This is a genomic window from Thiosulfatimonas sediminis (assembly GCF_011398355.1).
Classification (GTDB): Bacteria; Pseudomonadota; Gammaproteobacteria; order Thiomicrospirales; family Thiomicrospiraceae; genus Thiomicrorhabdus; species Thiomicrorhabdus sediminis_A.
In genome coordinates this window covers 2655202-2681269 of sequence record NZ_AP021889.1, presented here as the reverse complement: position 1 = coordinate 2681269, position 26068 = coordinate 2655202, and the positions used below count along the sequence as shown (strand labels likewise).

Genomic DNA, 26068 nt, shown 5'->3' with positions numbered 1-26068 from the left:
GAGTTGCAAGCGTTGCAACCGCAGAGTACGCGCGAAGCTGATATTAAAGATCCACAAGCGGTAAAAGAGGATTTGGATTATTTTTTCGAGCAATTTAAAGGCGCTAAGTTTGTCGGATGGATGCAAAGCCTGATTGGTTTGAAATATGAAGTGACGGATTATCTGGATGACATTGGTGATAATGTCGACCAATTTCTGGGTGACGATACTTTACAGATAGAGCGCTCCGGCAGTGTGTTTAAGCTGTATGTTCCTTTAACCTATTATGATCGCGGCGTTATTCAGAGCAGCCCTCGTTTTCGTGCTTATATTGATATGCCGCGCACGAAAAAGCGGATGCGCTTACTGATTTCTTCGTTTGATGAAACCGATTTAGACAATGCCGATAATACATTGAATACGACGCCGAATCTTGGTGAAGAAGGGTTGAATAATGACAGCGGAACATCGATTGCAGCCCAGTATTTGTTAGACAGTCGGCAAAATAGTTTGTTTCAATTTGATTTGGGCGCGCGGATTTCGAGCCTAAAACTGAATCCTTATGTGCAATTGCGTTTTCGACATAAAAGTAAATTTGAGAACGGCTTAATTGGCCGTAGCACGCAAACTCTGTTGTATGAGCGGATTCGACATTTGGTGTGGGAGATGCGCCAAGATTTTGATTACCAAACCGCGAGCAATGAATTGTTGCGCAGCGAAACGCGAGGGACTTGGCTGATAGAAGATCAGCTCTACCAAATTCGCCAGCGTGGTATCGTGTTCTTTCAGATAAATCCGCACCGTGTTCGCTCGTATTTTGCCGAAGGTTATGTCGATTACGATGGTCAAGCCTTTGTTCCGCAGCAGGTGGCTTTAGGCATGAACTGGCGCGAAAAACTCTATCAGGACTGGTTATTTGCAGAAATCGAACCGCGTTTAAGCCGTTTTGCCGAAGACGACTTCCAGAAAACGCAGTTTAGTATTCGCTTGATGTTGGAAATGCATTTCCATAAACATTAAGTCTCATGCTTTGGGCGTTGTTAAGTCGGGTAAAAACACTTCAGTGAGCAGCAGTTGCGCGTCGTTTTCGGTAAAAATAGAGCGGCGGGCAAAGCTGGCAAGTTTGTTTTGCTGTGCATTGTTTAAATGCGCTGCCAGATAGGGCCAATAATCTAACGTGTCTTTGGAAAATTCAAATTCGGAGCGTTGTACATTGGGCATTTCAAACAGGACTTCGCCGAGTGGTTTATTGCCGAGTTGTTGCAGTTCTTGCCAAGGATTATCTGGCCCGATCGCCGGAATAACGGTACGCGCGTAGACCCAATTATCGCTGCCACATTGCAGAACCACGCAGCGTACCCATACTGTTTCATCCGCAGCCAGCCCTAAGCGTTGCGTTTCACTGAGCAATGGTATTTCAAACGTTTCTGAGAGGATTTTGACGTGCAATTCGGGGCAGCGTTTTTTTAATTTTGCGGTGAGTGACTTCGGGGTTTTTAACCACGCGTGTAGGGCGCCTACAGGGGTAATGCGACTCAGCAGTCCAACCGGTTTCCAAAATTGCGGGCGTAGCGTTTTGCTGGGTGTTTTTTGTTGTAATAGCGCTTTGATTTTGGCAAGCCTTTCAATCGACATTTTCGGTTCCTGATTATGCGTTTTGGTATTCAGTTTTATAACCAATCCAGCGCTGCTCTAAGGCTTCGGCATGGTGTGGGTAGTGCTGTAAAATTAAGCGACTGTATTCTTGAGCGCTTTCGATAAAGGCCGCATCGCGTTGGAGATCAGCAATGCGTAACTGGACTCCGCCGGTCTGTCGAGTACCAAGAATTTCACCAGGCCCGCGAATTTTAAGGTCTTCTTCGGCAATCACAAAGCCATCATTCGTTTCGCGCATGATATTTAAGCGCGCTTTTCCGGTGGTGGAGAGTGGGGCTTGATAAAGCAATACGCAATGGCTTTGTTTGTCGCCGCGCCCAACCCGACCACGCAGCTGATGCAGTTGCGCTAAGCCAAGGCGCTCTGCGTTTTCAATAATCATCAAGCTGGCGTTGGGCACATTGACCCCCACTTCGATAACGGTGGTCGCAACCAATAAATCCAATTCGTGGGCTTTGAAGGCGTTCATGACACGTGCTTTTTCTTCGCCTTTTAAGCGGCCATGTACCAAGCCAACCCGTAAATCAGGCCAGTGGTCGGTGAATTGCGTTGCGGTGACTTCGGCCGCTTGGGCGTGTAGCAATTCCGACTCTTCAATCAATGGGCACACCCAGTAAGCTTGCACGCCTTGTTTGCATTTCGCATACAGGTGCGCCATCAGTTCTTCGCGTTTTGCATTGCTCATCACGGCGGTTTCAATCGGTTTACGTCCCGGCGGCAATTCATCGATCACCGACAGCTCTAAATCGCCATAAGCGGTCATCGCCAAGGTTCTTGGTATTGGCGTAGCAGTCATAATCAATTGGTGTGGATGTACCTCAGACTGCCTCAAATGTTTGGCATTATAAGAATCATTTGATGGTTGATTAGTTGTATTTTCACTGCCTTCAAGAATAATTTTTTGGCCTTTTTGCTGCAGCGTCAATCGCTGATGCACCCCGAAGCGGTGCTGTTCATCGATAATCACTAGGCCGAGTTGGTTGAAGTTAACTGCATCCTGAAAGAGCGCGTGGGTGCCGACTATCACTTGCGCCGCACCGCTGTCGATTTGTGCTAATGCATGGCGTTTCTCTGCCGCTTTCATGCGCCCGTTAATCCATGCGACTTGGATATCTAAAGGCGCCAGCCATTCTTGGAAGGCTTGGAGATGTTGTTCGGCAAGGATTTCGGTCGGTGCCATGATCGCTACCTGATAACCGCCTTCAGCAACTTGGACGGCGGCAATCGCGGCGACAACGGTTTTTCCTGAACCGACATCACCTTGCACTAAGCGTTGCATAGGGTGTGGTTTTTGCAAATCTTGCTGAATGTCCTGCAGGACATGCCGTTGTGCGCCTGTTAGATGAAAGGGTAGCGAGGCGATCAGCTCATTGGTCTTTTGGCTTGGAAAAAAAGGTGGCGAGCAGCGTTTTTGTTCTTGTTGGCGTAGGCGTTGCAAGCCCAGTTGCTGGCTAATCAGTTCTTCGATAATCAAGCGATGTTGCGCCGGATGCTGGAAGTTTTTGATGGCCAGCAAATCGTCACTGGCCTGCGGTTGATGCAGGATTTGAATGGCGCTATTCAGGCTAGGCAGTTGCAGTTCTTGCAACACTTCATGCGGAAGATGTTCTGGCAGAGGGTTGTTTTCTAACCTTGCCAAGGTTTGCCGGATCAGCTTCATTAGGCTGGGTTGTCCAAGCCCCTCGGTGGTTGGATAAACTGGCGTTAGAGTGCTTTCCAATGGTTGCGGTTTTTGCAGGTTAATAAAGGAGTAGGCCGGATGCACCATTTCCAGTCCATTCGGGCCTGAACGCACTTCGCCGTAGACGCGCACGGTTTTACCACGGGTGAAGCTTTGTGCTTGGCGATAGTGATAGTGAAAAAAGCGCAGCGTTAAACAGGCGCCAGTAGGAGATTGCAAAGTAACCAGTAGGCTATTACGGCCACCACGAGTCATCGCTTGGGCAATAACGGTGCCTTCGGTCTGCGCCTCGACCCCAACCAGTAGCGATTCAATTGGTTTAAGCACCGTTTTATCTTGATAGCGCAGCGGTAAGTGCAGCAGCATATCTTGTACTGTATGCAGGCCCAGCTTATGCAGCTTTTCAAGCTGTTTTTCGCCGACGCCTTTGAGTTCAGTTAGGGGGGTGATTTCTAGCATAGTCATCGATCATGGAAGCTTGTTCGGATTGTAGCAAATTGTGGCGTGCTGTGGCGGCTTGCGCTTCAGATGTAGCTGATTTGTCATTGGCTTTTTGGTAAAGTTGCGCCTGATTTGTGAATGAGTGAAGTACGATGACAAAACTGGTGGTGATTGATTTGGACGGTACTTTACTGAATGCTGAGCATCAGCTGGGGAGCTTGACCAAACAAACCTTACATGCGGTGCACGCGGCGGGTTATGAATTAATGATTGCCACAGGCCGACATTTTCAGGATGTTCATCGGTTAGCGCAGCAGCTTGAAGTACCTTTGAGTTTGATTACCTCAAATGGCGCGCGAGTGCATGATTGTCACGGTAACTTATTATATGAAAATCACATTCCGGCGCATTTGGTTGCTGAAGTTTTAGATTTATCGCAAAGTTATGGAGTGCATCGTAATATCTACCAAGGAGATAATTGGTGGGTGGAAGAAGAAAACCAAGCATTGCTTGAAATTCATCAAGCTTCAGGGTTTGGTTACCAGATTACCGATTTTGCCGAGTTGAATCCGCAGCATATCGACAAGTTTTATTTTAATGCGGCGCATGAAAAGCTGGAGCCATTAGCGCAAAGCCTGCAACAGCGGGTGGGGGGTCAGTTATACATTACCTTTACCACGGAAATTTATCTGGAAGTGATGAATAAGGGGGTGTCGAAAGCGACAGCACTATCGCAGCTCTGTGCCGAAAAGGGAATTGATGCTAAAGAAGTGATGGCGTTTGGCGACGGTTTTAATGATTTAGAGATGCTGCTTTGGGCTGGGCATTCCGTGTTGATGGCCAATGCCAACCCGCTGCTACAGCAGCGACTGCCTTTGGCGAAGCGCGCAATCAGCAATGCTAAGGAAGGCGTTGCCCATTATCTACAGGCCGCTTTACTTAACGGCTAAAAACGAAGGTCGTTTCGGCATATAAAAAAACCGTCAAGATGACGGTTTTTTTCATCCACTTAGCCAGGTTTGGTTTAGTAGCTTGAAAGAGCCATTACCCCATCCATTTCAACGTCAGTCGCTTTTGGCAGCTCTTTTACCGCGACAGCGGCACGTGCAGGATAAGGTTCTTTGAAGTATTGCGCCATAATTTCGTTCACGGTAGCGAAATGACTCATATCGGTTAAGAAAATGTTCAGTTTTACGATATCTTGCAAACTGCCGCCAGCTGCTTCGCAGACTGCAGATAGGTTTTTGAACACTTGGTGGATGCGTACGTCAATGGTGCCTTCGGCCATTTGCATGGTTTCTGGAATCAGGGCAATTTGTCCTGAAAGGTAAACGGTATTGTCGTAGCGAATCGCTTGCGAATAGGTGCCAATCGCCTGTGGCGCTTTGTCGGTACTGATTACTTGACGCATGGAATATCCTTCATTAATTTCGTTGAATTTTTTGCACAATCGGTAGGCTTTTGAGGACTCGTATTACCTGAGCTAAATGCACACGGTTACGCACTTTAATCACAAAGTTCATTAGGCTGTAGGTGTCGTCTTTGTCGTCGGAATGGACACGGTCGATATCTGTATTGGTGCTGGCAATCGTGCTGGCAATCGTGCCTAAGCTACCGCGCCGATTTTCTACTTCCAGCTGGAGTTCGGCAAAATAAGTGCCTTCAACTTGTTCCGCCCAGTGTAATTCGATGCATTTATCTGGCTGTGATTTAAGTTGTTTAACATTCGCACAACATTCGCGGTGAATGACTAACCCTTTTTCGCGACTGATAAAGCCAAGAATTAAATCGCCCGGAATCGGATGGCAACATTGCGCATAATGAATCACCATGCCTTCCGTGCCAGTAATCGGCAGGGTTTTGTCTTGGTGGGCATCATTGGTTTCTTCACCAGAACCGGAGAATTGTTGAATCTGTTTGGCGACCAACTGCGGCATACGATTACCGCTGCCAATCTCTTCAAGCAATCCGTTCCAAGTGGCGAGGTGCAGTTCGTCAATCACGTACTGTTGAACTTCATTCGAAAGTTCGTTGAGGGTGAGTTGATTGGCTTTTAGTGCGTTATCCAACAAGCGCTCACCAAGTTTAATCGCATCAGAGGCTTTTAGCTGACGCATATAGTGGCGAATTTGCGTGCGCGCTTTGGCGGTGCTAACAAATTGCAGCCAGCTTGGTTGCGGTGCCGGATGGCGGCCTTTAATAATTTGAATGCTTTGGCCGCTTTCTAATACGGTACGTAATGGTGAGGCTTTTTTGTCGATGCGACAGCCTTTAGTGGCGTGCCCTAAATCAGTGTGTAATGCGTACGCAAAGTCCAGCGCAGTAGAGCCTCGCGGTAAGGTGATAATTTCGCCCTTCGGAGTAAAGACGTAAATAACTTCTGGAAAAAGGTCGATTTTAACGTTTTCTAGGAAGTCGAGCGAGTTGCCAGCGCTCTGTTGGATTTCTAACAGGTTTTTCACCCACTCTTGCGCTAAAGTATCGACTTGCGAGAGTTTTTGGTCACTGTTTTCGCCTTGCTGTTTGTACTGCCAGTGCGCGGCAATCCCGTGTTCAGAGACATCGTGCATTTGCTCGGTACGAATCTGAACTTCTAAATGCGCGTTGTTATATGGTCCCATCACAGTGGTATGCAAAGACTGGTAGCCGTTTTTTTTCGGCACCGCAATATAGTCTTTGATGCGCAATGGTAGCGGCTTGTAAAGCGAATGCACTGAGCCGAGTGTGCGATAACAACTGTCGATATTCTCGACAATAATCCGGAAAGCAAAGATGTCGAGGATTTCAGAAAACTTTTTGCCTTGCATTTTGCAATACAGACTGTAAAGGTGCTTTTCGCGTCCGATAACTTGTGCTGGGATTTGGTCTTGATCAAGCCGTTTTTGAAAGGTATCGGCAATTTGTTTGAGCGCTTCATTGCGCCCGCCGCGAACTTGCTGTAAACGGCTTTTAAGTACTTCGTAGCGATAGGGGTGTTTGGCTTTAAAACAGAGGTCTTCGAGTTCGATACGGATTGCATTAATCCCTAAGCGGGCAGCAATGGGCGCATAGATCTCGAGAGTTTCATCGGCGATACGCGCTTGTTTGTCACGACGCATGGCCCCCATAGTACGCATATTATGCAAGCGGTCAGCCAGTTTGATCAGTATGACGCGGATATCACGTGACATCGCCAGCATCATTTTTTGAAAACTTTCGGCCTTGGCTTCTTTGGCGCTGGCAAATTGCACCTTGGCCAATTTGGTCACCCCTTCGACCATGTCGGCAACGCTTTCACCGAAGCGCTCAATGATGTCTTCTTTATTGAAGGGGGTGTCCTCGACCACATCATGCAGAATGGCTGCGATGATACTTTCGTGGTCGAGTTTGTATTCGGCGAGAATCTCTGCTACTGCAACAGGGTGCCAAATGTAATCCCCACCCGCTTTACGTGTCTGTCCTTGGTGTGCCAGAGCACCGAACTCAAACGCTTGTCGTATGCGTTCAACCTGTTCAGGATGGAGGTACGCGGAGGTTTTTTCAATTAGTCCATCAATTGAAGTGGGGGTTGGCATTGCAGCGGGTGCTCCTTAGTTAAAGAAAGGAGGGGTGTCTGGGTCGTTCATAACGACTTTGCCGTCAATCGTATCTTCTGCAAGTTCGCGTAGTGCCATAACGGTTGGTTTGTCGTTATCCCATGCGAGCGTTGCTTCCGCGCCGTTCGCTAATTGGCGAGCGCGTTTGGCACTCAAAATAACAAGTTCAAAACGGTTTTCTACTTGTGTTAGACAATCTTCGACAGTAACGCGTGCCATATTTTTTATCCCATAAATTTTTGCGTAAACGAGTAATGTAACAAAAGCGCTGATAAAAATAAATCCTTAAGGTCATGGAATTATTGGTTATTTTTATAAGCAACTGAATTTGCGTGTTTTCGTGCCCTTTGTCTTGATTGTTTGGCGAGAAGGTTATTTCCCAAGCAGTCCGTTAATCAGGTTTTGGTGGTTCTGCGATTGCACTTTTTGGGTTAGGCGGCCGGCTTTGAAAATGCTATGCAGTTCTTCTAGGGCTTTCTCAAAGTGGTAGTTAATCACGATAAAATCGTATTCGTGATAGTGCGACATTTCATTGACCGCTTCGTTCATGCGTCCATCAATAATTTCTGCGCTGTCGGTTCCGCGATTATTCAACCGGCGGTGCAGCTCTTCAAGCGAAGGCGGCAGAATAAATATGGACGTTGCTTGCGGCATCAGCTTGCGAATTTGTTGTGCGCCTTGCCAGTCGATTTCTAAAATCACATCTTTACCCGCTTTGAGTTGAGATTCGACTGCGGATTTGGATGTGCCGTAGTAGTTGCCGAACACTTCGGCATATTCTAAAAAGTCACCGTGTTCGATTTTTTCCTGAAAGCCTTCAACGCTCGAAAAGTGATAGTTTATCCCGTCTTGTTCACCCGCGCGTTGTGGGCGAGTGGTGGTTGAAACGGAAACCATGATGTGTGAATCTTGTTCAATCAGTTTATTAACTAATGAAGTTTTTCCTGCGCCAGAAGGGGCGGAGACGATATATAAAGAGCCACTCATAGCTACTCCTTTGTTGTCAAAATAAACAGAGCGCGGATTAGGTTTCAAGGTGGTTTAAGGAGACTAGGAAACAAGACCCTATTTGGAGTTGTTCCATGTCTTCTTAGATCGGCGCCGCCAAATACAGGTTTGCAATTTTACCAGAGAATATTTGTTTTTGGATGGGTGCAAGGGGTTAAAAGCGATGAGTTAGCGCTTATTCGCACAGTGCTTCTTTAATTTTCAACAGAGCCTAGACACTTTGCTGAATAAATCCATTACAATGCCGCTATGCATAGAGAAAGTATTTTTTTAGTAGGGCCGATGGGGGCTGGAAAGTCCACAGTCGGCAAGCTGTTAGCGGATAAGTTGCACTACGATTTTGTTGATAGTGATCATGAAATTGAAGCCCGAACTGGGGTGACGATTCCTATGATTTTTGATATCGAAGGCGAGGCAGGATTTCGTGAACGCGAAATAGCGATGATTGATGAACTCACGCAGCGCAATGATGTTGTTTTGGCAACAGGTGGCGGTGTGGTTGAACGCGAAGCCAATCGGCAGCATTTGCGCAGTCGTGGCTTTGTGGTGTATCTGCAGTCATCGGTAGAGTCGTTGATTCAGCGCACGCGTCATGATCGCAATCGTCCCTTGTTGCAAACGGATAATCCCGAACAGGTGTTGAAGGATTTGATGGAGCGTCGTGAGCCATGGTATTTGGAGATGGCAGATTTGGTGATTCAAACTCAACAGGTGCCTGTTCATCGCGTGGTTAAGCAAATTTACGACCGTTTACAGCAAGAACAGATTATTTAAGGTTACATCATGAAGACACTAAAAGTTGATTTGGGTGAGCGTAGTTACCCGATTTACATCGGCCAAGGCCTGTTGGGTAATGCTGAATTAGTTAAGCCATTTGTGCAGGGCACTCAGGTGTTGATTGTCACCAATGAAACCGTCGCTCCTTTGTATTTAGAGCAGTGTAAAACTGCGTTTGCTGACTTTGATACGCACGCAGTGATTTTGCCCGATGGTGAGCAGTATAAAAATCTGGATACCTTGAATAAGGTTTTTGACACCTTGATTGGTGGTCGTTTTGACCGTAAATGCACTTTGGTGGCTCTTGGCGGCGGAGTCATTGGTGATATGACCGGTTTTGCTGCAGCTTCTTATCAGCGTGGGGTGAACTTTATCCAAATCCCAACGACGCTGTTATCGCAGGTGGACTCTTCAGTGGGCGGCAAAACTGGGGTGAATCATCCGTTAGGCAAAAATATGATTGGCGCTTTCCATCAGCCGCAGTGTGTCGTCATTGATACCAACACCTTGAACACTTTGGAAGACCGTCAGTTATCAGCAGGTTTGGCAGAAGTCATTAAGTACGGTTTAATCGTTGATTTACCGTTTTTTGAGTGGCTTGAACAGAATTTAGAAAAGTTATTGGCGCGCGAGCCACAAGCCTTGTCGGAAGCGATTGAGCGCTCTTGTCAGAATAAAGCCGACATTGTCGCTAAAGATGAAAAAGAGTCGGGCATTCGCGCGCTTTTTAATCTAGGTCATACTTTTGGTCACGCCATTGAGGCTGGCATGGGCTATGGTGTTTGGTTGCATGGCGAGGCAATCAGTGCCGGTACGATGCAAGCGGTTTATTTGTCTAAATTATTAGGTGATTTAAGCGATGCGGATCAAGCACGTACGGCGGCGATTTTACAACGGGCGCGCTTGCCTATTGTGCCACCGAGTTCTGCGCAGATGGATAAGGCCATGTTTCTAGACTTAATGGCCGGTGACAAAAAAGTGCAAGCCGGCAGAATTCGTTTGGTGTTGCTTAAAGCGATCGGTCAGGCGTATGTGACGGGGGATTATCCACAGGCATTGTTGGAGAAAACCTTAGACGATTTGCGCCCTTAATCTTTTGATTGCAGTCTTTTTGCAAAACGGTACATTAGGCAGCTAAGGTACCGTTTTTTAGTTTTGGAGCAAGTAAATGACAGAGTGGAACCACATTAAAGGTTTGCGTTTTTCAATGTGTGGCGATGTGCCGATGATTGAGGTGGATAACGATTATGCCACTGCGCGTATGACAACCCACGGAGCAACCGTCTTAAGCTACTGTCCGAAGGATAGTAAGGGCAAAGCGGGTGAAGATTTGATTTGGGTTAGTGATAATGCGATTTATGACAACAAAACCCCCGTGCGTGGAGGTGTGCCGATATGTTGGCCTTGGTTTGGTGCTTATAAGGCCGAGTTTAACTCGCCTTTAGAAGACGGCGCAGAGCCACAAGGACATGGCTTAGTGCGTAAAAAGTCATGGCATTTGGCTCGGATTGAAACCCTTAAAAACGGTGCAACTTTGGTTGAATTTACTACGCAAGCCGATGCTGAGACGCGTGCAATTTGGCCTTATGAGTTTTTGTTGTCGTTGCAGGTTGTGGTAGGCGAAACACTTGGTTTGACGTTGACTACCAGTAATTTAAACCCGATACCGTTAAAAATCACGGAAGCTTTACATACGTATTTTAAACTGCCGATTAATGCAAAACTGCTGGTTGATGGTCTGCAAGGCGCGGAAGAAATTGATACGCTTAAGGATAATCAATCTCGCGATGTCACAGAAAAGCTCTTGGTTAAACCGCCAATGGACAGTGTGTATTTGCAGGTGCAGCCAACTTTAACGGTTAGCGCGGGCGGAAAACCGGCATTGCAGATTGAGGCATCGAATGCCGCGTCCAGTGTGTTATGGAACCCGGGGCCTGAAACGGTGAAAGGTTTTAAAGACATTCATCCAGACCATTGGACGCAGTTTGTCTGTATTGAAAACGGCAATATTTGGGACGATGCAGTAACCATTGCGCCAGAAGGCAAGCACCGTTTACAGATTGCGATTAGCAAGCCTTAAACGGTTAGGTTTGGCATCTTCTTAGCGTTGATTCATTAATTTTGCGGCATATAGCAAGATGCCTGCGCCAATGGTTGCGGTGATAATTGAACCGATAAAACCATTGGCGGTTATGCCTAAAATATCAAACACAAACCCGCCGATTAGAGCGCCAATCACCCCAATAATCAGATTTCCAAATAAGCCAAACCCACGGCCTTTCATTAATTTAGCGGCAAGCCAACCGGCAATCGCGCCGATCATCAGAAAAACAATTAAGTTCATAGTCGCCTCTCGTATTGTCAAGGCGTTTACATTACCTGTAAACTCGCTTTAAATGCAATTTTTGCAGGTTGTAAGGTCGAAAAATATTGTGAGTGACAGCGAAAAACTTCGTTTGGAGCATCAGGCCGCACGTCTTTTTATGCGTCGTTATGAAAAGCAGTTTGGTGTGCCGATGCGGCATATCTGGCATAACACACCGCGTAAGCCGGATGTCAGTTGTTATTTGGATGGTGAGCAGGTTGATTTGGAAATTGCTCATCTGTATGGCAGTGAAGAAGAGGCCAAGCAGGTGTTGGGTCGCAGTCTTTCGGATGAGACCCTAGCGGCCTTACGGCATTTGCAGAAAACGCCTCCAAATCATCGTTTATTGGAAGCGTTGAATCAGGTGCTGTGCAAAAAATCTGCGAAATGTTATGAATCCAAAAAAGTGTGGTTAGTGATTCGCAATCTTAATCCGCACTGGCAAACTGCGCAGTTTGCTGAACATACCCATCTACTTTTGCCCATCGAACGCCACCCTTTTGAACAAATCTGGTTGCTGAGCGATCATGATCAAGACCCGCATTGTAATATTCTCCGCTTGGATGATTTATCTGTTTAGTTTGGGTAAGGCTTGTTGCAACTGTTTCAGGGCTTGTTCTAGGGTTTGTGTTGAGACGGCAAGGTTGATTCGCATAAAGCCGGTTCCGGCTTGGCTTTTGCCGCTAAAGCTTTCACCATCGTTTAAACCGAGTTTGGCATCCTCAATCAGCCACTTTTTTAGCGCTTGCTGACTGGTAAAGATTGCGCGGAAATCCAGCCAAACAAGATAAGAGGCCTCAGGCTTCATTACGTTGACCGCTGGCAGGTTCGCTTTGAAAAAGTTATCGAGCAGCGTGATGTTTGCTGTGAAGTGATTTTGTAGCGCGTTGCGCCACTCTTTTCCTTGTTCTGTATAGGCTGCTGCAAGGGCGATTTGCGCGAACAAGTTCAAGTCGTAAATGGCATTGGCTTTGCAGTAGTCAAGATAAGCTTGTCGGAGTTTGGTGTTGTGAATAAGTGCATACCCAATTTGAAGTCCGCCAAGGTTAAAGGTTTTTCCGGGCGAGGCGAGCGTAATGGTTTGTTCGCGGATGGGATGCTCTAAGGATGCGAGCGGAATATGTTTCTGTGGTGGATAAGTGAGATCGGCATGGATTTCATCTGATACGACGATAACCTTATGGCGCACACAAATGTCGGCTAATTGGGTTAATTCCTCTTGGGCCCAGACTCTGCCGGACGGATTTTGCGGGTGGCAAAAGAGTAAAAGCTTCACGTGAAACGCTTGGATTTTCTGTTCTAGCGAGTCAAAGTCAATTGCATAGCGGTTGTTATGTAAAACCAATGGCGCTTCAATGGTCAAGCCGCCATGGCGGCTAATGGCGTCAAAAAACGGTGGATAAACGGGTGGCATCAGCATGACGGCATCATGCGCTTGAGTGTAAGCCGCTACTGCCATCATAAAGCCATTGGCGACATTGTGCGTGAACACAATATCGTTCTTTTGAACCGATAAGCCCGTCGCGTTGTGCCATTCGATAATCGAGTGATATACCTTCTCTGGTGTGTGCGGGTAGCCGAGAATTGGATGCGTAAGGCGCTGTTGTAATGCTTCGATAATAAATGGCGGTGTGGGTAAGTCCATGTCGGCTACCCACATTGGTAAGAGATCATCTGTGCCGAACAATGTTTGGCGTAGCGCGTATTTTTCGGCATGCGTGCCCTCACGTGAAAGGCTGTGTTGAAAGTCGTGCATGGGCTTAATCCTAAAACAAAAATGCCCGCAAGGCGCGGGCATGAGGTATTGACTCGTGCTGAATTAGCGCTTTTTCCATAAGGTAAGTTGCGACATCGTGTGCTGGAATTTGCGTTGCGTTTCGCGAATGACAAATGGAATGTCTTGCGGTGCTCCCAGCATAGCAAAGTCGGGAGAGAGAAGTTGTTCAATACTTTCTAATGTATGCACATTTTCTCCACTTTGGCCGTCTTTGTAGCCACCGAGCCAGTTCTCTTTTTGGGTAAAGGTTTCATCCCAGCTGTAAGGTGAGGCCAGCATTAATAACCCGCCGTCATTCAGACGATGTGCCACGTCTTGCAGAAATTTCTTTGGCTCATACAGTCGATCTAGCAGATTGACCGCAATTATCATGTCATAGCCGGTAAATATGGGTTTCATATTGCTGGCGTCTTGTTGCAAAAATTCGCATTTACTGGCTGTTTTCGCGAGGCCTAAATCACGAAGTTTTTGTTCTTTAAATGCCATGATTTCACCTTCCTGTGGAATGGTATAAAGCACAGAGCCAGTGGTTTGCAATTGATTGGCAATACGGATAAAACGTGCCGAAAAATCTAAGCCAGTCACTTCATTAAAATAAGTCGCGAGTTCAAAACAAGCGCGGCCAACTGAGCAGCCAACTTCTAATACACGTAAATCGGCACGATGTGAGAAATCTCGGTCGGTGCTGATGATATTAATGGCGTGCTGAGCATAGGTTTTAGCGAAGTTCGGTACATTGAAATATTCTGCGCCATAGTGAAATTCGCAGTATTGAGCAACGGAACCATCGGTTTCGTAAGTGGAAAACTCGGTTTGCACTTCGGCTTTGGATTCAATATAACGAAAGCCGGCGTGTTGGAAAAAATGTCGCCGGAAAGCGTATCGTGAATGGCCGTTAATTTCGTTGCCGGTGGAAATCCAGCTACCGCCTTTGAAAATATTGTGTTGATTGTCGAATGTGGGGGTGGTGAAGTCATCGTACAGTGGGTGCACTTTGAAACCATCAAAAGGATAAATCGGTGTTTGTGTCCACTGCCAGACATTACCGATGACATCAAAAAAATCGCCCGCCGCACAGCCATTGACCGGCGTTGAGGATGCATACATCTGCAGATTGCAATTGGCCTCATCCTGATAGTCTAGCGCTTGGCTGAAGTCTCGTAAGCGCAACCATTCATCTTCGCTTGGTAGGCGAATTGGCTTGCCAGTCTGTTCTGCTTTCCAGCGACAAAAAGCCGCAGCTTCATGGAAATTGACTTCTGCTGGCCAACTCCAAGGCATCGCAATTTCGTCGGTCATGCAGCGCAAATACCATTTATTGTCCTTTTGTAGCCAAAAACTTGGGTGTTTGACTGGCGAGAAAGTACGCCAGCGATTGCCTTCTTCGTCCCAGTATTGACTGTTTTCATAGCCACCTGCTTCGACAAATTCGAAAAACTCTTGGTTGCTGACGAGGTATTGGCTGGCCTTAAACGCTTGTACATGGGCGTGGTGCTTACCGTATTCATTGTCCCAGCCGTAGTATTGCGCAGGGTCTTGGTGATTGATGTTTATATCACCGGCGGTTACCGTTAGAAGCGTATTATTTGGGGCAGATACGTCTTGTAGTGGACAGAGTGGGAACAGCGGGCTGGGAAGAACCGATTCAATCGGCAGTTGGCGGATCAGTACGGATGATGTTTCTAAGTGGATTCGTTCATGTTCAATTCCCATCATTACTGGCCATAATGGGCTTTGCCAGTTGATTGGCATTGTAAATTCAACCTGATCAATAAGCTGGTTGATTGCGGCGCGGACTTCTTGGCGGTAATTGCGTATCGCTTGCACGCTTGGCCAGTCGTAATGGGCATCGTTGAGGTCGTCCCATGACATTTCATCAACGCCAATCGCGCACATCGCTTCGATTTGCGGGTTGATGCGTTTGGGTAATAATTTGGCGAGCACTAATTTGTTGGTGAAAAAAGTCGCGGTGTGACCAAAGTAAAAAATGAGAGGGTGTCTTAGGCTACAGGGTCTAAGGTAAAAAGCCTCATCATTCGCGAGCGTTTCAAACAGTGCTTCGTAGAGATCGAACGTTTGATTAAAGTAACTCTTGATTTCGGCACGTTTGCTTTCTACATCGCCATGATTCAGCACAATGTTATGACTAATTAAATTGCATTGCTGATTAATTGGCAGCGATTTGTTAAAGACATCAGCAGAAAAGGCAGTTTCCATAAAATTCATCCTATGAGTTTTCTCAGAAGCAATGCCAACATCCTAACATGATTTTTTGATTTGTATAGGTTCTGTATACTATAAATTAGATAATTTATACATCAAGATTTGAGAGCAATAAAAAACCCGCGCTTGGCGGGTTTAGAAGGACTAGGATTAGGCGAGCATCTGAGCTTTGAGTTTGTTCAGCGCCTGTTTTTCAACTTGGCGGATACGTTCCATGGAAACGCCATATTCTTCCGAAAGCTCTTTTAAACCGATTTTGTTTTCTGTGAGCCAGCGTTTTTGTAGGATGTCTCGGCTACGCTCATCCAAAGAGGCAAGGGCATTTTGCATTCGCTGCATCTCATACTCAGCATAGTTTTCTTGTTCCAGTACCTGCGCAGGGTCGGCTTCTTGACTAACCAAAATTGGAAAGGTGGTATTTTGGTTGTCATCGTCATCCGGCATATCGACAGAAATGTCTTTACCGTACATACGGCTTTCCATTTCTAAAACGTCTTTACGGGTTACGCCCAGTTCTTTTGCGAGTTGATCCGCATCGCTGTTGCCAAACCACTCAAGGGATTTTTTGCTGCTGCGCAGTTTAAAAAACAGTTTACGTTGTGCCTTGGTTGTTGCGGTTTTGACAATTCGCCAGTTTTTAATCACGTATTCGTTGATTTCAGCACGAATCCAATGCACTGCAAAGGTCATTAAGCGTACGCTTTCCTCAGGATTAAAGCGTTTGACAGCTTTCATTAGACCGATATTACCTTCTTGAATAATATCGCCTAAGGGAAGTCCGTAGCCGTTGTAAGAACGTGCAACGGGTACTACATAGCGTAGTGATGAAAGAATTAATTGGCGCGCGGCATCAAGATCTTTTTGATAGTACAAGCGTTCTGCTAAGGCGCGTTCTTCTTCCGCGCTGAGTTGATGAATGCTTTGTACGGTACGTAAGTAGGCCTCGAGGTTTTTACCTGGGGCTAAGTCCAACGCAGAAGCTGTAGCTAATCCATTTTTAGAGACGTTGGGTTTGGCTAATAAGTTAGCGGTCATACTCGGTTGACTCCAAAAGTTAAGCAATTATTGATTGACAATATACTGAGATTCGGTAGTCATTGCAAGCATGCGTCCTGCTTATTTCATGATTCGTTAATATTTAACGAAAAGCAGAATGAAAACAGTAGCTTATGATGTTTTGTGCGGGCAAGGCCGCCGTTAAATGGACGGTCTTGCAAGGGGGAGTTATCTGGTGTGCTAAGCTGTCTTTGCCAGAGCGTCTTCAATGGAGATGCTCCAAGCGGTTTGAATTTCTTCAAGAATCTGAATAGCGGCTTCAAGCTTGTCGGTACCGACTTCGTATACCGATTCTTGGAGGCATAAGTCGACATAGTAATAAAGTGTTTCTAAGTCATAGCCAATTTTGAAATTGAAGTTAAGGCGTTCGCGTAAAGCATCAACAATGCTCGTCATGCGTCCAATATGGAATCCTTTTTCAGTGAAGCTACGTGTGTTGTGGCATTCAATTGCAAGATTGCCTTTGTTAATTGCTCCTTGCAGTAAAAGTGCGACAGCTTCTTCTGGATTTGTCGCCAAGGCTTTTTCTTTCTGAGGATTACGCTGATATTCGGCAAGTATGGAATTCTGTACCGTTCTTTGTGTCGGTTGAGTTGTCATAATTTGGTTCCCCTGCGTGTTTAGCGGCCATATGTCCTTTGCTGGCAATGGCAATTTTTTTATTCAAAAAACAGATAGCGCTTTTTGTTGTATTCGTTAAAGCATGGGGTATGCCAAAAAAGGAAAAGTGCGTGTAAAAGTCTATGGAGGTGCTGCGTTGAGTACAAAAGAATGTGGATGCGCGTGGCAATCTTGCCATTGGTAACGGCAGATAAGGCAAAAGTTGCCGCTGGTGTTTCTGCGGCAACGAATAAACGGCAAGATTAAAAGTTAACCTGAACTGCAGCGGCAACCCGTTTGGCTTTTTCGACTGCGCTATCGATGTTGCTGGCGCGGGCTAAACCAACGCCCATGCGGCGACGGCCATTGATTTCCGGTTTACCAAATAAACGAATTTGCGTGTCTGTTTCTGCCAGTGCCTGATCGAGATGGCTGAAGCTGGTTTGTGTTGAGGTTCCAGTTGGTAAAATGACTGCTGAAGCGCTTGGGCCATGTTGCACAATATTAGGAATTGGAAGATTAAGAATAGCGCGGACGTGTAGCGCAAATTCTGATAAATCTTGTGAAATTAGGGTCACTAGGCCGGTATCGTGTGGACGTGGTGAGACTTCAGAGAAGAATACCGAATCGCCTTTAACAAAAAGTTCGACACCAAAAATACCACGTCCCGTCTCACCACATAGGGCTTCGGTCACTTTGTGCGCAATCTCTTGAGCGTTGCTCAGTGCTGTCGGGCTCATTGGGTGCGGTTGCCAAGATTGGCGGTAGTCACCATCTTCTTGGTAGTGGCCAATCGGTTCACAAAAGCTGATGCCGTCTTTATGGCGAATCGTTAAAAGGGTAATTTCGTAATCAAAGTCAACAAAGCCTTCGATAATCACACGACCTTTACCGGCGCGTCCGCCTTCTTGTGCGTAATCCCATGCCGATTGAATGTCGTCGGCACTTTTGATGACACTCTGCCCTTTACCTGAAGAGCTCATAATTGGTTTGATAACACACGGCATTCCTACTTGATGTACTGAAGCGGTAAAGTCAGTGAGGTTATCGGCAAATTCATATGTGGAGGTTGCTAGGCCGAGTTCTTCTGCGGCCAAACGACGAATGCCTTCGCGGTTCATGGTTAATTGGGTTGTGCGTGCATTTGGAATCACTCGCAGCCCTTCTTGCTCCATGGCGGCAAGTGTATCGGTGGCGATGGCTTCAATTTCCGGAATGACCATGTCTGGTTTTTCTTGTTCGATTAATGCTCTCAGTGCTTCGCCATCAAGCATGTTAATCACGTGACTGCGATCGGCAACTTGCATGGCGGGGGCGTTTGCGTAACGATCTACAGCAATCACTTCAACGCCTAGGCGTTGCAGTTCAATTACGACCTCTTTGCCCAGTTCGCCTGAACCGCAAAGCATGGCGCGCACCGCCGTAGCAGAAAATGGGGTACCGATAGTTGTCATAACCACTCCTTAATATAACGAACGTGGGCAGCAAGCATTGCTGCCAAAAAGGGCGTTTATTATAAAAGAAGTCGCAAGGGTGAATGGATAAAAGTAAAAAAGCGCAAATAAGATGCGCTTTTTCAAAAATCAGAGATGAAATCTGTTCAAGAGTTACCCGATTTTGGACATTAAAGCAAAGCTTTTAATGAAAGGGCCTGCCATCGATGGATTTTTGATCATCGAGCCAAAATCGCCTTTAGCAAATTTAAGTTTACCTGTGGCAACAGCCATGCCCATAGATGTCATGCCAAGTGGCTTTTTCATCCATTTTTGCCAGTTATCTTCATCGGCGCGCATATCCCAATCAGACGTTTCACCGTTCCAGTTGCCGGCGCGAGTACACTCACCATTTTCGACAACGAAAACACCGGTTGGGTTGTCATCAGATTTAAAACCACAGCTAATGGTTGAGCAGAAGTTGATTTTTGCCAAGGCATCTTTTACTTCTGGATCTGCATTCCATGCATCTTTAAGTTGATTCATCCAATCGTCTGAAAAAAGTTCTGCCATTTTTGTAGCCTCTATAGTTATTAGCAATGTATTTTTTATCGTTCGATTTCATTTGTAAGTTTGTCGTTGAAATCGGCTGCTTTTCCTTCAATGATTGAAGGCAAACTTGTTCATGATACGGATTGGTTTCTTTTTTGGACAATAGGAAATCTTTATCCATTACTCATTTATATAAATATTAGGATTTTGTTAATGGTGCAGAGTGGTGAAATTCAAGGACAAAATAAAAAAAACAGAAAAACTAGGGGAATTAATTATTTCATTACACATCAAATGTGAGTATATTAGTTGCGCTTAAGAGTCGCACTAGCTGAGAGGTGTGCGAATAAATCCAGTTGGAAACCTATGGATTTATTCGCAAGTCTCTTTATGAAAACTAAGGCGGCTCGGGATAGTTCAGAATTGACTAAGATTGATATGTCGACAGGCACCTATAGAGAATATTCAATCTACTACATCATTTCTTTCAATTTGTTATTGGGGGAAGTGGTCTCTATTATGTACCCTGAATTTTAATTCAACTCCAACCTCAAAGGGAGCATTTAACTATGGCACAAACATTTGATGCTGGTGTACAAGACTACCAGTTGACTTATTGGACTCCAGACTATGTACCTTTAGACACAGACCTATTGGCTTGTTTCAAAATCGTAGGTCAGCAAGGTGTTCCGCGTGAAGAAGTTGCAGCAGCGGTTGCAGCAGAATCTTCAACAGGTACTTGGACCACAGTATGGACCGACCTATTAACGGATATGGACTTCTACAAAGGACGTGCATACCGAATCGAAGAAGTACCAGGTGATAAAGAAGCGTTCTACGCATTCATCGCTTACCCACTAGACCTATTTGAAGAAGGTTCAGTTGTAAACGTACTAACTTCATTGGTAGGTAACGTATTCGGCTTTAAAGCACTACGTTCACTGCGTCTAGAAGACATCCGTTTCCCAATCGCATACATCAAAACGTGTATGGGACCACCAAACGGTATCCAAGTTGAACGTGATCGTATGAACAAATACGGCCGTCCACTACTAGGTTGTACCATCAAGCCAAAACTAGGTTTGTCAGGTAAGAACTACGGTCGTGCGGTATACGAGTGTCTACGTGGCGGTCTAGACTTCACGAAAGATGACGAAAACATCAACTCACAACCGTTCATGCGTTGGCAGAACCGTTTCGAGTTTGTTGCAGAAGCGGTAAACAAAGCGCAAGAAGTAACAGGCGAGAAAAAAGGTCACTACCTAAACGTAACGGCAGCAACCCCAGAAGACATGTACGAGCGTGCTGAATTCGCGAAAGACCTAGGTCAGCCAATCATCATGCACGACTTCATCACTGGTGGTTTCACAGCGAACACGGGTCTAGCAAAATGGTGTCGTAAAAACGGTATCCTGCTACACATCCACCGCGCGATGCACGCAGTAATCGACCGTAACCCACGTCACGGTATTCACTTCCGCGTACTAGCGAAATGTCTACGTCTATCTGGTGGTGACCAACTTCACACAGGTACAGTTGTAGGTAAACTAGAAGGTGACCGCGCGTCAACGCTAGGTTTTGTTGACCAACTACGTGAAGCATTCGTACCAGAAGACCGTTCACGCGGTGTATTCTTCGACCAAGATTGGGGTTCAATGCCAGGTGTATTCGCAGTTGCATCAGGTGGTATCCACGTATGGCACATGCCAGCGCTAGTAACCATCTTCGGTGATGACTCAGTTCTACAGTTCGGTGGTGGTACGCAAGGTCACCCAGGCGGTAACGCGGCAGGTGCTGCGGCAAACCGTGTAGCGCTAGAAGCGTGTGTTAAAGCACGTAACGAAGGTCGTGATGTAGAGCGTGAAGGTGCAGACATCCTACGTGACGCAGCGCGTTACTCTCCAGAGCTAGCAGTAGCCCTAGAGACTTGGAAAGAAATCAAGTTCGAATTCGACACAGTAGATAAGCTAGACGCCTAATCGTCGCCAATCCCCTGAATTTGAACAAATCCGTTAATAAGGAGTTTAAAAGATGTCTTTTAACACAACTGATTACCGCACTAAGTTCACAATGGAAACATTTGGTTTCCTACCAGAGCTTACTGCTGATGAAATCTACGACCAGATCGTGTACCTAATCAACCAAGGTTGGGCACCATCAATCGAGCATGATACTGTTGCGAATATCCAATCGACATACTGGGATATGTGGAAGCTACCATTCTTTGGTATGCGTGATCCGAACGCAGTATTGGCGGAGATTGAAGAATGTCGTCGTCAATACCCAGACCACCTGATTCGCGTTGTTGGTTACGACAACTACACTCAGTGTAAAGGTCATGAGTTCGTAGTTTACAAACCACGTGGCATGTAATTGCTGTTTGGATTATTTGATTAACTAACGAATGAAAAGGGAGGCCAAAAAATGAGTCAATCTCAAAGTGGTCGCGCAGCAGCGCAAGCACGCCGTCAAGCACAGCTTGGTGGTGCGTCTACCTCCCCGACAAAAACTTCTGCAAGTCAGCGTCACACTGCACCTGCTCCAGCACCGATTCCATCGCGTGCTCAGCAGCGTACAGTCAGCGCTGCGCCAGTGGCTCCAAGTGCAGCGAAAGTTGCTCCGATGAGCGCTCCACAAGAGCGTGCTCAGCTTGGTCGTCCAGTGGTGGTTGCAGAAGGGCGTGAAGCCGCTCAGAAACGTCGTCAAGCGCAGCTTCGTGGTAACCGTGGTTATCAGAAGCAGGCGAGCAATAATCTTCATCCGAAAGCGAAGGCTTATCAGAACCGTGTAGCGGCACAAAGTGCGCCAAAACAGACTGAAGCGCCTGCGCCTAAAGTTGAAGCGGCTCCAAAAAACCTTACCTCTACTCGTGGCAATCCGAGTGGTCGCAGAGAAGTGAAAGCTGCTCCAGCGGTTGCTGTGAATGCCAATCCGGGTCGTGGTATGTCTAGAGCGCACCGTAAGGCGCGTACGCTAGGTAAAATTGCTGAAACTGCTTATAAGTCAAAAGGTAGTCAAGCTGGAGCTGTTGCGCGTATGTACAATCCAGAAGCTTCAAGCCGTGATATTGCACGTACTGTTCGTGTTGATCGCTGTACTCGCGGGAAAACCTGCGGCACGGCAAGCAGCAGCACACATCGTGGCCGTAAAGGTCGCAACAGTGCCCCTGGAAAGGTAGGCTTCTCTACCACTCTTGCTGGTCAAGGGATTTCGGGTACGCAAGTCGGACAAGGTAGTATGACAGGTGCCGAATTCGGTGCATGTCAAGTTGTTAGCGGTACAGAATATTTTAGTTCAGAAGAGTTCAACACTTACTGCGAAAGTGTACCAACAGCGGGAAAGCCAAAAGTAACCCGTACGCAAACAACTCATGGTGAAGCCGTGAGTGGGACAGCAGTTGGCAATGCCGCCGCGGTAACGGGTGATCGTGCAGGAGCGTGTTCAGTGATTACAGGAACTGAATACTTACCAGCCGATCAAAGTGAACTTTTCTGTAATGTTAAATCTAGCGAGCCTAAAAAGGCGACTGGTTTTAGCGTTAACGCAACACAAATGAATGATCAAGGTGCTTCTAAAGTAACTGGAATGGACAGCTATCGCTCGCAGTCCACCACAATTCGTCCCAATGAACCAAGTGCACCACGCAAGGTGATGGCTTCGCACACAGCGGCAGGCAATTACACTACGGGTACACAGGTAGGGCGTATTGAAGATGTTACTGGTGATGAACGTGGTTATTGCCAAACAGTGAGTGGTACCGGCTACCAAGGTGTTGAGGAAACAGAAACTTTCTGTGGTACGCAGCAACCTGAAGTCATGCCTTACCAAATTACCGTTTCGAGTACTTCCCGTGGTCAGTCGATTTCGGGTGATCGCAGTGGTTCAACCACTGGGATGACTGGTGCTGAAGCAGGTAGCTGTAAGGCAATTACCGGAACTCCATATATGTCGTTTGAGCATATCTCAAGTTGTGGAATGGAAGCGAGAGCAGAAATTCAACAGCGTACTATGGGGTCTGTTATGCTGGGAAAGCACCCAATGACCGGCGCTAAACCGGGGCCAGAGGGCCTAACCGGGGCGCAGATCGGAGCTTGTAAATTAGTTACTGGAACGCCATACCAAGGTGCAGGTCAAACTGCAGCAGTATGCGGTGGTCAAGCAAATGCAGCTCGCCCTGGCGAGTCAGACTTTCCACAACTAATGCGCAGCAATGTTCCCGCTGCGCCGGTCAATGCACCACAGATGATGCGACAAGCTGCTCCTGTCGTAATGCAAACACCGGTTGTTGCGCCTCCACAAGAAGCGCCACAACAAGGTTCGCGTATTACAGGTGACGGCTGGGACCGCAGTAGCAAAGTGACCGGAACGGAAGGCGAATGGGCAACCAAACGCAACCCTTCTTACCGTGGTGGCAATAGTAAGCCAGCGCAGGTAATGGGGGCTCATAATTACCGTCCGCAAGCAATGCCAGAAGTTCCACAAAGCGTAATTACAGGTTCTGCAGGAAATACCGATACTGGCGCGAAAGTGACCTTATCGGGTGGCGCGCGCGCCTAACCTTAGAGTTGTAAACGAGTAAAGTTATGTTAGCAAGAGGGCGAGAACGACAAAATCGAAGTAGACCAGCGCTGCCTAGGCCGATTCCCTATAAAAGGAAAGTACTAGCAGCGGGGCAGTTTACGACGATTGGCCAGTCTCACCCTTTAGTTGACCAGCTTGTAAATGAACGGCTCCGTGCCTATGAACTGGCTTCTAAAGCCCGCTTCGATAATATCGCGGTGGTGCTTGAAAAGTTGGCTGAAGGTTATGGTCGCCGGGACTTTATAAGCTGGGCTAACAAAACGCTCCAAGCCGAGCTTGGATTTGAACTACCACTGGACGTATTACAACAAGCCAGTATTGGTGGTTTGAACTTAAGAACGCTTTATAGCCAATGCGTGTTCGAACAGTTCTTGGCGTTTAGCCAAGTGTTTTTTGATCAAGATCCATTACAGGGTCAAGCAACGGCACCTACTGCCAAGCAACTTCACGCTTTGGGATACCATGCGGTTGGAATTGCGCCATGTGCCGACGGACGTCTTGCACATATTGTCAGTTACATATTGCGGCTGCCATACGATTTGGTTCGCCGAAAAGCCCACGCCGGCGCTTTATTCGATGTGAGTGAAAGCGTACGCAACTGGGTTTTTATTGAACATATGCGCTTTCGAGAAGCAAAGCCGAATGCGGCCAGTGAACCGACACGATATTTAAAAATCGCGTCTTATCATTTCTCAAAAGCCGATCCGCAGCACCAAGGTTGTGCCGCGCACAGTAGTGATGATGCGCAAGCAGCACAAGCCGCGCTCGACAAGCTAATAGATTTTCGTCAAGCGATTGAAAATCGATTTGGATGTGGGTCAACCATCGACGTTGTGTTACTAGGTGTGAACACAGACGACGACAGTTTACGGGTGCATGTTCCAGATGAACATGGCCAGGTGCAATTAGAGCGCTATGTGGAAACGCAAACACTCTACCACCAAACATTGAATTTAAATGCTGAGACAGCAAAGAAACAGATAAAGCAGTCCTTGGTCGTTGGCAATCGCCGTGCCCGACAGGATGATAAAGATGCGAATCTGCGTAATTTGTTGGCTTGGTTGATTGAGCGCAATATGGCGCAAATCGACTACGTACATCGTTTTGAATCCGGTTGTTATAAGGATTTAGGCCATGCGGAACGCTTTATTGGTATTGGTAGTGGCTTTGAAGAAGTTCAGCTGCGCAACCTAACATACTATAGCTTTCTTGAGACGTTCGAAGAAGGGCTGGCTGATGTACAGGTCGGTATTAAAATTTTTAAAAAATTGAATCTTTGCCACGGCAGGCCGATTCCGGTTATCATCCGCGTTGATTTTGACGGGCGCGTGGCGGAGTCGAGAAATCGCGCGATAAAGAAAGCGCGTCGAATTGAAAAAGCGGTGCATGAGCAGTTTAGCGAACTTTCTAAAACAGGAATGTTGCATACGTTGTGCACATTACGAGATCACAATGCTCATGCGGCCGCAATTAAACTAACTTCTGAGATTTAATTGAGTCGAGAAAACAAAAGATGAAAATTTGGCGTGTTACCGGCACGGTAGTCTCTACCAATCGAATAGCGATGATGGACTATATGCCGTTGCTGTTAGTGGAAGACAAACCGGGTGGCAGTCCGATGGTTGCGGTTGACCCGGTAGGCTGTCGAAAAGGCGACTTCGTATTGTGTTGCGGCAGTTCAGCGGCGCGAGATGCGACCGGAACCAAAGGCTACCCAAGCGACTTGACCATTGTCGGAATCCTCGACAAATGGGACTGGGAGAGCAAGTAGCGATGCAGATCCATCAAATAGGCCGACAAATCACCCTAACCAGTCGACTAGATGATTTAGGGCATCTGCCGCTCAAAGAATTAAAAACGCTAGGCGGGGGCACAGCCGTAGGCATGGACCCGATTGGCACCAAAGAAGGCGATTGGGTATTTACGATTGCCAACTCTGCGGCGCGAGACGCCGCTGGAGACAAACGATTACTAAGTGATTTAACGGTGTCCGGAATAATTGATAATTGGCAGGACATCATCAACCCAGATGACAAATGAATAAAAAACTCGAAAGGAGAAACCGATGAGTGAATATGGTATTGCTTTAGGCATGATCGAAACCCGCGGCTTAGTTCCAGCGATTGAAGCAGCGGATGCGATGACTAAAGCGGCAGAAGTACGCCTAGTTAGCCGCGAATTTGTAGGTGGTGGTTATGTAACCATTATGGTTCGTGGTGAGACAGGTGCGGTCAACGCAGCAGTACGTGCTGGTGCAGACGCATGTGAGCGTGTTGGTGACGGTCTGGTTGCGGCGCACATCATTGCCCGTCCACACAAAGAAGTTGAACCTGTTTTAACTGCAGAAAAAGCATAAGTTTATAA

Annotated in this window: 26 protein-coding genes; 13 read left to right on the top strand and 13 right to left on the bottom strand. The window is 46.8% G+C overall.

The genetic code is table 11. The features are described 5' to 3' along the window. Nucleotides 1-3: 3 nt before the first annotated feature. On the top strand, nucleotides 4-999 hold the full coding sequence (locus HRR27_RS12570; protein WP_173274160.1) for a hypothetical protein: 996 nt from the start codon (nucleotides 4-6) through the stop codon (nucleotides 997-999). A 3-nt stretch (nucleotides 1000-1002) separates the two neighbouring features. Here HRR27_RS12570 and HRR27_RS12565 read toward each other — a convergent pair whose 3' ends face one another. After that, on the bottom strand, nucleotides 1003-1614 hold the full coding sequence (locus tag HRR27_RS12565) for a chorismate--pyruvate lyase family protein (RefSeq protein WP_173274159.1): 612 nt from the start codon (nucleotides 1612-1614) through the stop codon (nucleotides 1003-1005). 13 nt (nucleotides 1615-1627) lie between these two features. Beyond that, nucleotides 1628-3775, bottom strand: a complete 2148-nt coding sequence (gene recG, locus HRR27_RS12560) for an ATP-dependent DNA helicase RecG (RefSeq protein ID WP_425086065.1) — start codon at nucleotides 3773-3775, stop codon at nucleotides 1628-1630. A 134-nt stretch (nucleotides 3776-3909) separates the two neighbouring features. On the opposite strand from recG, the gene HRR27_RS12555 reads away from it, so the two are divergent. After that, nucleotides 3910-4707, top strand: coding sequence for an HAD family hydrolase (locus HRR27_RS12555; RefSeq protein ID WP_173274157.1), 798 nt, complete (start codon nucleotides 3910-3912; stop codon nucleotides 4705-4707). Nucleotides 4708-4781: 74 nt separating this feature from the next. Here HRR27_RS12555 and HRR27_RS12550 read toward each other — a convergent pair whose 3' ends face one another. The 4 genes from HRR27_RS12550 to gmk form a co-directional block, all read right to left on the bottom strand. After that, the gene (locus HRR27_RS12550; RefSeq protein ID WP_173274156.1) at nucleotides 4782-5168 is read right to left on the bottom strand and encodes a RidA family protein; all 387 of its coding nucleotides are present in this window, start codon (nucleotides 5166-5168) and stop codon (nucleotides 4782-4784) included. A gap of 13 nt (nucleotides 5169-5181) precedes the next feature. Further along, complete coding sequence (locus HRR27_RS12545) at nucleotides 5182-7311, bottom strand: RelA/SpoT family protein (RefSeq protein ID WP_173274155.1); 2130 nt, start codon at nucleotides 7309-7311, stop codon at nucleotides 5182-5184. 15 nt (nucleotides 7312-7326) lie between these two features. Next, nucleotides 7327-7551, bottom strand: coding sequence for a DNA-directed RNA polymerase subunit omega (gene rpoZ / locus HRR27_RS12540; RefSeq protein WP_173274154.1), 225 nt, complete (start codon nucleotides 7549-7551; stop codon nucleotides 7327-7329). Nucleotides 7552-7704: 153 nt separating this feature from the next. Then, nucleotides 7705-8319 carry a guanylate kinase gene (gene gmk / locus HRR27_RS12535; RefSeq protein WP_173274153.1) on the bottom strand — a complete coding sequence of 205 codons (615 nt, stop codon included), beginning with the start codon at nucleotides 8317-8319 and terminating at the stop codon, nucleotides 7705-7707. 270 nt (nucleotides 8320-8589) lie between these two features. On the opposite strand from gmk, the gene aroK reads away from it, so the two are divergent. From aroK to HRR27_RS12520, 3 genes are all read left to right on the top strand, one after another. Further along, the gene (gene aroK / locus HRR27_RS12895) at nucleotides 8590-9114 is read left to right on the top strand and encodes a shikimate kinase AroK (RefSeq protein ID WP_173274152.1); all 525 of its coding nucleotides are present in this window, start codon (nucleotides 8590-8592) and stop codon (nucleotides 9112-9114) included. Nucleotides 9115-9123: 9 nt separating this feature from the next. Next, a complete protein-coding gene (aroB, locus tag HRR27_RS12525) occupies nucleotides 9124-10209 on the top strand; it encodes a 3-dehydroquinate synthase (RefSeq protein WP_173274151.1) in 1086 nt (361 codons plus the stop codon). Nucleotides 10210-10285: 76 nt separating this feature from the next. Continuing rightward, nucleotides 10286-11197 (top strand): D-hexose-6-phosphate mutarotase, encoded by a 912-nt coding sequence (locus HRR27_RS12520; protein WP_173274150.1) that lies wholly within the window; start codon nucleotides 10286-10288, stop codon nucleotides 11195-11197. Nucleotides 11198-11218: 21 nt separating this feature from the next. Here HRR27_RS12520 and HRR27_RS12515 read toward each other — a convergent pair whose 3' ends face one another. Continuing rightward, the gene (locus HRR27_RS12515; protein WP_173274149.1) at nucleotides 11219-11461 is read right to left on the bottom strand and encodes a GlsB/YeaQ/YmgE family stress response membrane protein; all 243 of its coding nucleotides are present in this window, start codon (nucleotides 11459-11461) and stop codon (nucleotides 11219-11221) included. 88 nt (nucleotides 11462-11549) lie between these two features. Between HRR27_RS12515 and HRR27_RS12510 the strand changes: the two genes are divergently transcribed. Beyond that, nucleotides 11550-12062, top strand: coding sequence for a hypothetical protein (locus HRR27_RS12510; RefSeq protein WP_197905414.1), 513 nt, complete (start codon nucleotides 11550-11552; stop codon nucleotides 12060-12062). Here the strand turns inward: HRR27_RS12510 and HRR27_RS12505 are convergent. From HRR27_RS12505 to HRR27_RS12480, 6 genes are all read right to left on the bottom strand, one after another. After that, nucleotides 12051-13238 (bottom strand): MalY/PatB family protein, encoded by a 1188-nt coding sequence (locus HRR27_RS12505; protein WP_173274147.1) that lies wholly within the window; start codon nucleotides 13236-13238, stop codon nucleotides 12051-12053. The two genes, HRR27_RS12510 and HRR27_RS12505, sit on opposite strands and share 12 nt — an antisense overlap. Before the next feature lie 63 nt (nucleotides 13239-13301). Continuing rightward, complete coding sequence (ovoA, locus tag HRR27_RS12500) at nucleotides 13302-15476, bottom strand: 5-histidylcysteine sulfoxide synthase (RefSeq protein WP_173274146.1); 2175 nt, start codon at nucleotides 15474-15476, stop codon at nucleotides 13302-13304. Between the two features lie 156 nt (nucleotides 15477-15632). Next, nucleotides 15633-16517: an RNA polymerase sigma factor RpoH gene (gene rpoH, locus HRR27_RS12495; RefSeq protein ID WP_173274145.1), complete on the bottom strand. Its 885-nt coding sequence runs from the start codon at nucleotides 16515-16517 to the stop codon at nucleotides 15633-15635. A gap of 201 nt (nucleotides 16518-16718) precedes the next feature. Continuing rightward, entirely contained in the window at nucleotides 16719-17138 is a 420-nt protein-coding gene (locus tag HRR27_RS12490; RefSeq protein ID WP_173274144.1) for a flagellar protein FliS, read from the bottom strand. 263 nt (nucleotides 17139-17401) lie between these two features. Further along, entirely contained in the window at nucleotides 17402-18592 is a 1191-nt protein-coding gene (purT, locus tag HRR27_RS12485; RefSeq protein WP_173274143.1) for a formate-dependent phosphoribosylglycinamide formyltransferase, read from the bottom strand. Between the two features lie 153 nt (nucleotides 18593-18745). Then, nucleotides 18746-19144, bottom strand: a complete 399-nt coding sequence (locus HRR27_RS12480) for an SCP2 sterol-binding domain-containing protein (protein ID WP_173274142.1) — start codon at nucleotides 19142-19144, stop codon at nucleotides 18746-18748. A 548-nt stretch (nucleotides 19145-19692) separates the two neighbouring features. Between HRR27_RS12480 and HRR27_RS12475 the strand changes: the two genes are divergently transcribed. From HRR27_RS12475 to csoS1, 7 genes are read left to right on the top strand one after another with little or no spacing between them, the layout of a single operon-like run. Next, nucleotides 19693-21102 (top strand): form I ribulose bisphosphate carboxylase large subunit, encoded by a 1410-nt coding sequence (locus tag HRR27_RS12475; RefSeq protein ID WP_173269803.1) that lies wholly within the window; start codon nucleotides 19693-19695, stop codon nucleotides 21100-21102. Nucleotides 21103-21154: 52 nt separating this feature from the next. Continuing rightward, on the top strand, nucleotides 21155-21496 hold the full coding sequence (locus HRR27_RS12470; protein WP_173269806.1) for a ribulose bisphosphate carboxylase small subunit: 342 nt from the start codon (nucleotides 21155-21157) through the stop codon (nucleotides 21494-21496). A gap of 51 nt (nucleotides 21497-21547) precedes the next feature. Then, nucleotides 21548-23680, top strand: coding sequence for an alpha-carboxysome scaffolding protein CsoS2 (gene csoS2 / locus HRR27_RS12465; protein ID WP_173274141.1), 2133 nt, complete (start codon nucleotides 21548-21550; stop codon nucleotides 23678-23680). Between the two features lie 26 nt (nucleotides 23681-23706). Continuing rightward, nucleotides 23707-25197: a carboxysome shell carbonic anhydrase gene (locus tag HRR27_RS12460; RefSeq protein ID WP_173274140.1), complete on the top strand. Its 1491-nt coding sequence runs from the start codon at nucleotides 23707-23709 to the stop codon at nucleotides 25195-25197. 20 nt (nucleotides 25198-25217) lie between these two features. Further along, entirely contained in the window at nucleotides 25218-25475 is a 258-nt protein-coding gene (locus HRR27_RS12455; RefSeq protein ID WP_173269817.1) for an alpha-carboxysome shell vertex protein CsoS4, read from the top strand. A 2-nt stretch (nucleotides 25476-25477) separates the two neighbouring features. Then, complete coding sequence (locus HRR27_RS12450; RefSeq protein WP_173269821.1) at nucleotides 25478-25744, top strand: EutN/CcmL family microcompartment protein; 267 nt, start codon at nucleotides 25478-25480, stop codon at nucleotides 25742-25744. A gap of 25 nt (nucleotides 25745-25769) precedes the next feature. Beyond that, a complete protein-coding gene (gene csoS1, locus HRR27_RS12445; RefSeq protein ID WP_173269824.1) occupies nucleotides 25770-26060 on the top strand; it encodes an alpha-carboxysome major shell protein CsoS1 in 291 nt (96 codons plus the stop codon). Nucleotides 26061-26068: the final 8 nt, after the last annotated feature.

Excerpts from the sequence above, each read along its gene's own strand:
- ovoA (WP_173274146.1), bottom strand. The coding sequence starts at position 15,476 with ATGGAAACTGCCTTTTCTGCTGATGTCTTTAACAAATCGCTGCCAATT.
- aroK (WP_173274152.1), top strand. The coding sequence starts at position 8,590 with ATGCATAGAGAAAGTATTTTTTTAGTAGGGCCGATGGGGGCTGGAAAG.
- aroB (WP_173274151.1), top strand. The coding sequence starts at position 9,124 with ATGAAGACACTAAAAGTTGATTTGGGTGAGCGTAGTTACCCGATTTAC.
- HRR27_RS12460 (WP_173274140.1), top strand. The coding sequence starts at position 23,707 with ATGTTAGCAAGAGGGCGAGAACGACAAAATCGAAGTAGACCAGCGCTG.
- HRR27_RS12475 (WP_173269803.1), top strand. The coding sequence starts at position 19,693 with ATGGCACAAACATTTGATGCTGGTGTACAAGACTACCAGTTGACTTAT.
- csoS1 (WP_173269824.1), top strand. The coding sequence starts at position 25,770 with ATGAGTGAATATGGTATTGCTTTAGGCATGATCGAAACCCGCGGCTTA.
- csoS2 (WP_173274141.1), top strand. The coding sequence starts at position 21,548 with ATGAGTCAATCTCAAAGTGGTCGCGCAGCAGCGCAAGCACGCCGTCAA.
- HRR27_RS12520 (WP_173274150.1), top strand. The coding sequence starts at position 10,286 with ATGACAGAGTGGAACCACATTAAAGGTTTGCGTTTTTCAATGTGTGGC.
- purT (WP_173274143.1), bottom strand. The coding sequence starts at position 18,592 with ATGACAACTATCGGTACCCCATTTTCTGCTACGGCGGTGCGCGCCATG.
- HRR27_RS12450 (WP_173269821.1), top strand. The coding sequence starts at position 25,478 with ATGCAGATCCATCAAATAGGCCGACAAATCACCCTAACCAGTCGACTA.
- HRR27_RS12505 (WP_173274147.1), bottom strand. The coding sequence starts at position 13,238 with ATGCACGACTTTCAACACAGCCTTTCACGTGAGGGCACGCATGCCGAA.
- rpoH (WP_173274145.1), bottom strand. The coding sequence starts at position 16,517 with ATGACCGCTAACTTATTAGCCAAACCCAACGTCTCTAAAAATGGATTA.
- gmk (WP_173274153.1), bottom strand. The coding sequence starts at position 8,319 with ATGAGTGGCTCTTTATATATCGTCTCCGCCCCTTCTGGCGCAGGAAAA.
- HRR27_RS12565 (WP_173274159.1), bottom strand. The coding sequence starts at position 1,614 with ATGTCGATTGAAAGGCTTGCCAAAATCAAAGCGCTATTACAACAAAAA.
- HRR27_RS12515 (WP_173274149.1), bottom strand. The coding sequence starts at position 11,461 with ATGAACTTAATTGTTTTTCTGATGATCGGCGCGATTGCCGGTTGGCTT.
- HRR27_RS12480 (WP_173274142.1), bottom strand. The coding sequence starts at position 19,144 with ATGGCAGAACTTTTTTCAGACGATTGGATGAATCAACTTAAAGATGCA.
- HRR27_RS12455 (WP_173269817.1), top strand. The coding sequence starts at position 25,218 with ATGAAAATTTGGCGTGTTACCGGCACGGTAGTCTCTACCAATCGAATA.
- HRR27_RS12550 (WP_173274156.1), bottom strand. The coding sequence starts at position 5,168 with ATGCGTCAAGTAATCAGTACCGACAAAGCGCCACAGGCGATTGGCACC.
- HRR27_RS12545 (WP_173274155.1), bottom strand. The coding sequence starts at position 7,311 with ATGCCAACCCCCACTTCAATTGATGGACTAATTGAAAAAACCTCCGCG.
- rpoZ (WP_173274154.1), bottom strand. The coding sequence starts at position 7,551 with ATGGCACGCGTTACTGTCGAAGATTGTCTAACACAAGTAGAAAACCGT.
- recG (WP_425086065.1), bottom strand. The coding sequence starts at position 3,775 with ATGCTAGAAATCACCCCCCTAACTGAACTCAAAGGCGTCGGCGAAAAA.
- HRR27_RS12555 (WP_173274157.1), top strand. The coding sequence starts at position 3,910 with ATGACAAAACTGGTGGTGATTGATTTGGACGGTACTTTACTGAATGCT.
- HRR27_RS12470 (WP_173269806.1), top strand. The coding sequence starts at position 21,155 with ATGTCTTTTAACACAACTGATTACCGCACTAAGTTCACAATGGAAACA.
- HRR27_RS12490 (WP_173274144.1), bottom strand. The coding sequence starts at position 17,138 with ATGACAACTCAACCGACACAAAGAACGGTACAGAATTCCATACTTGCC.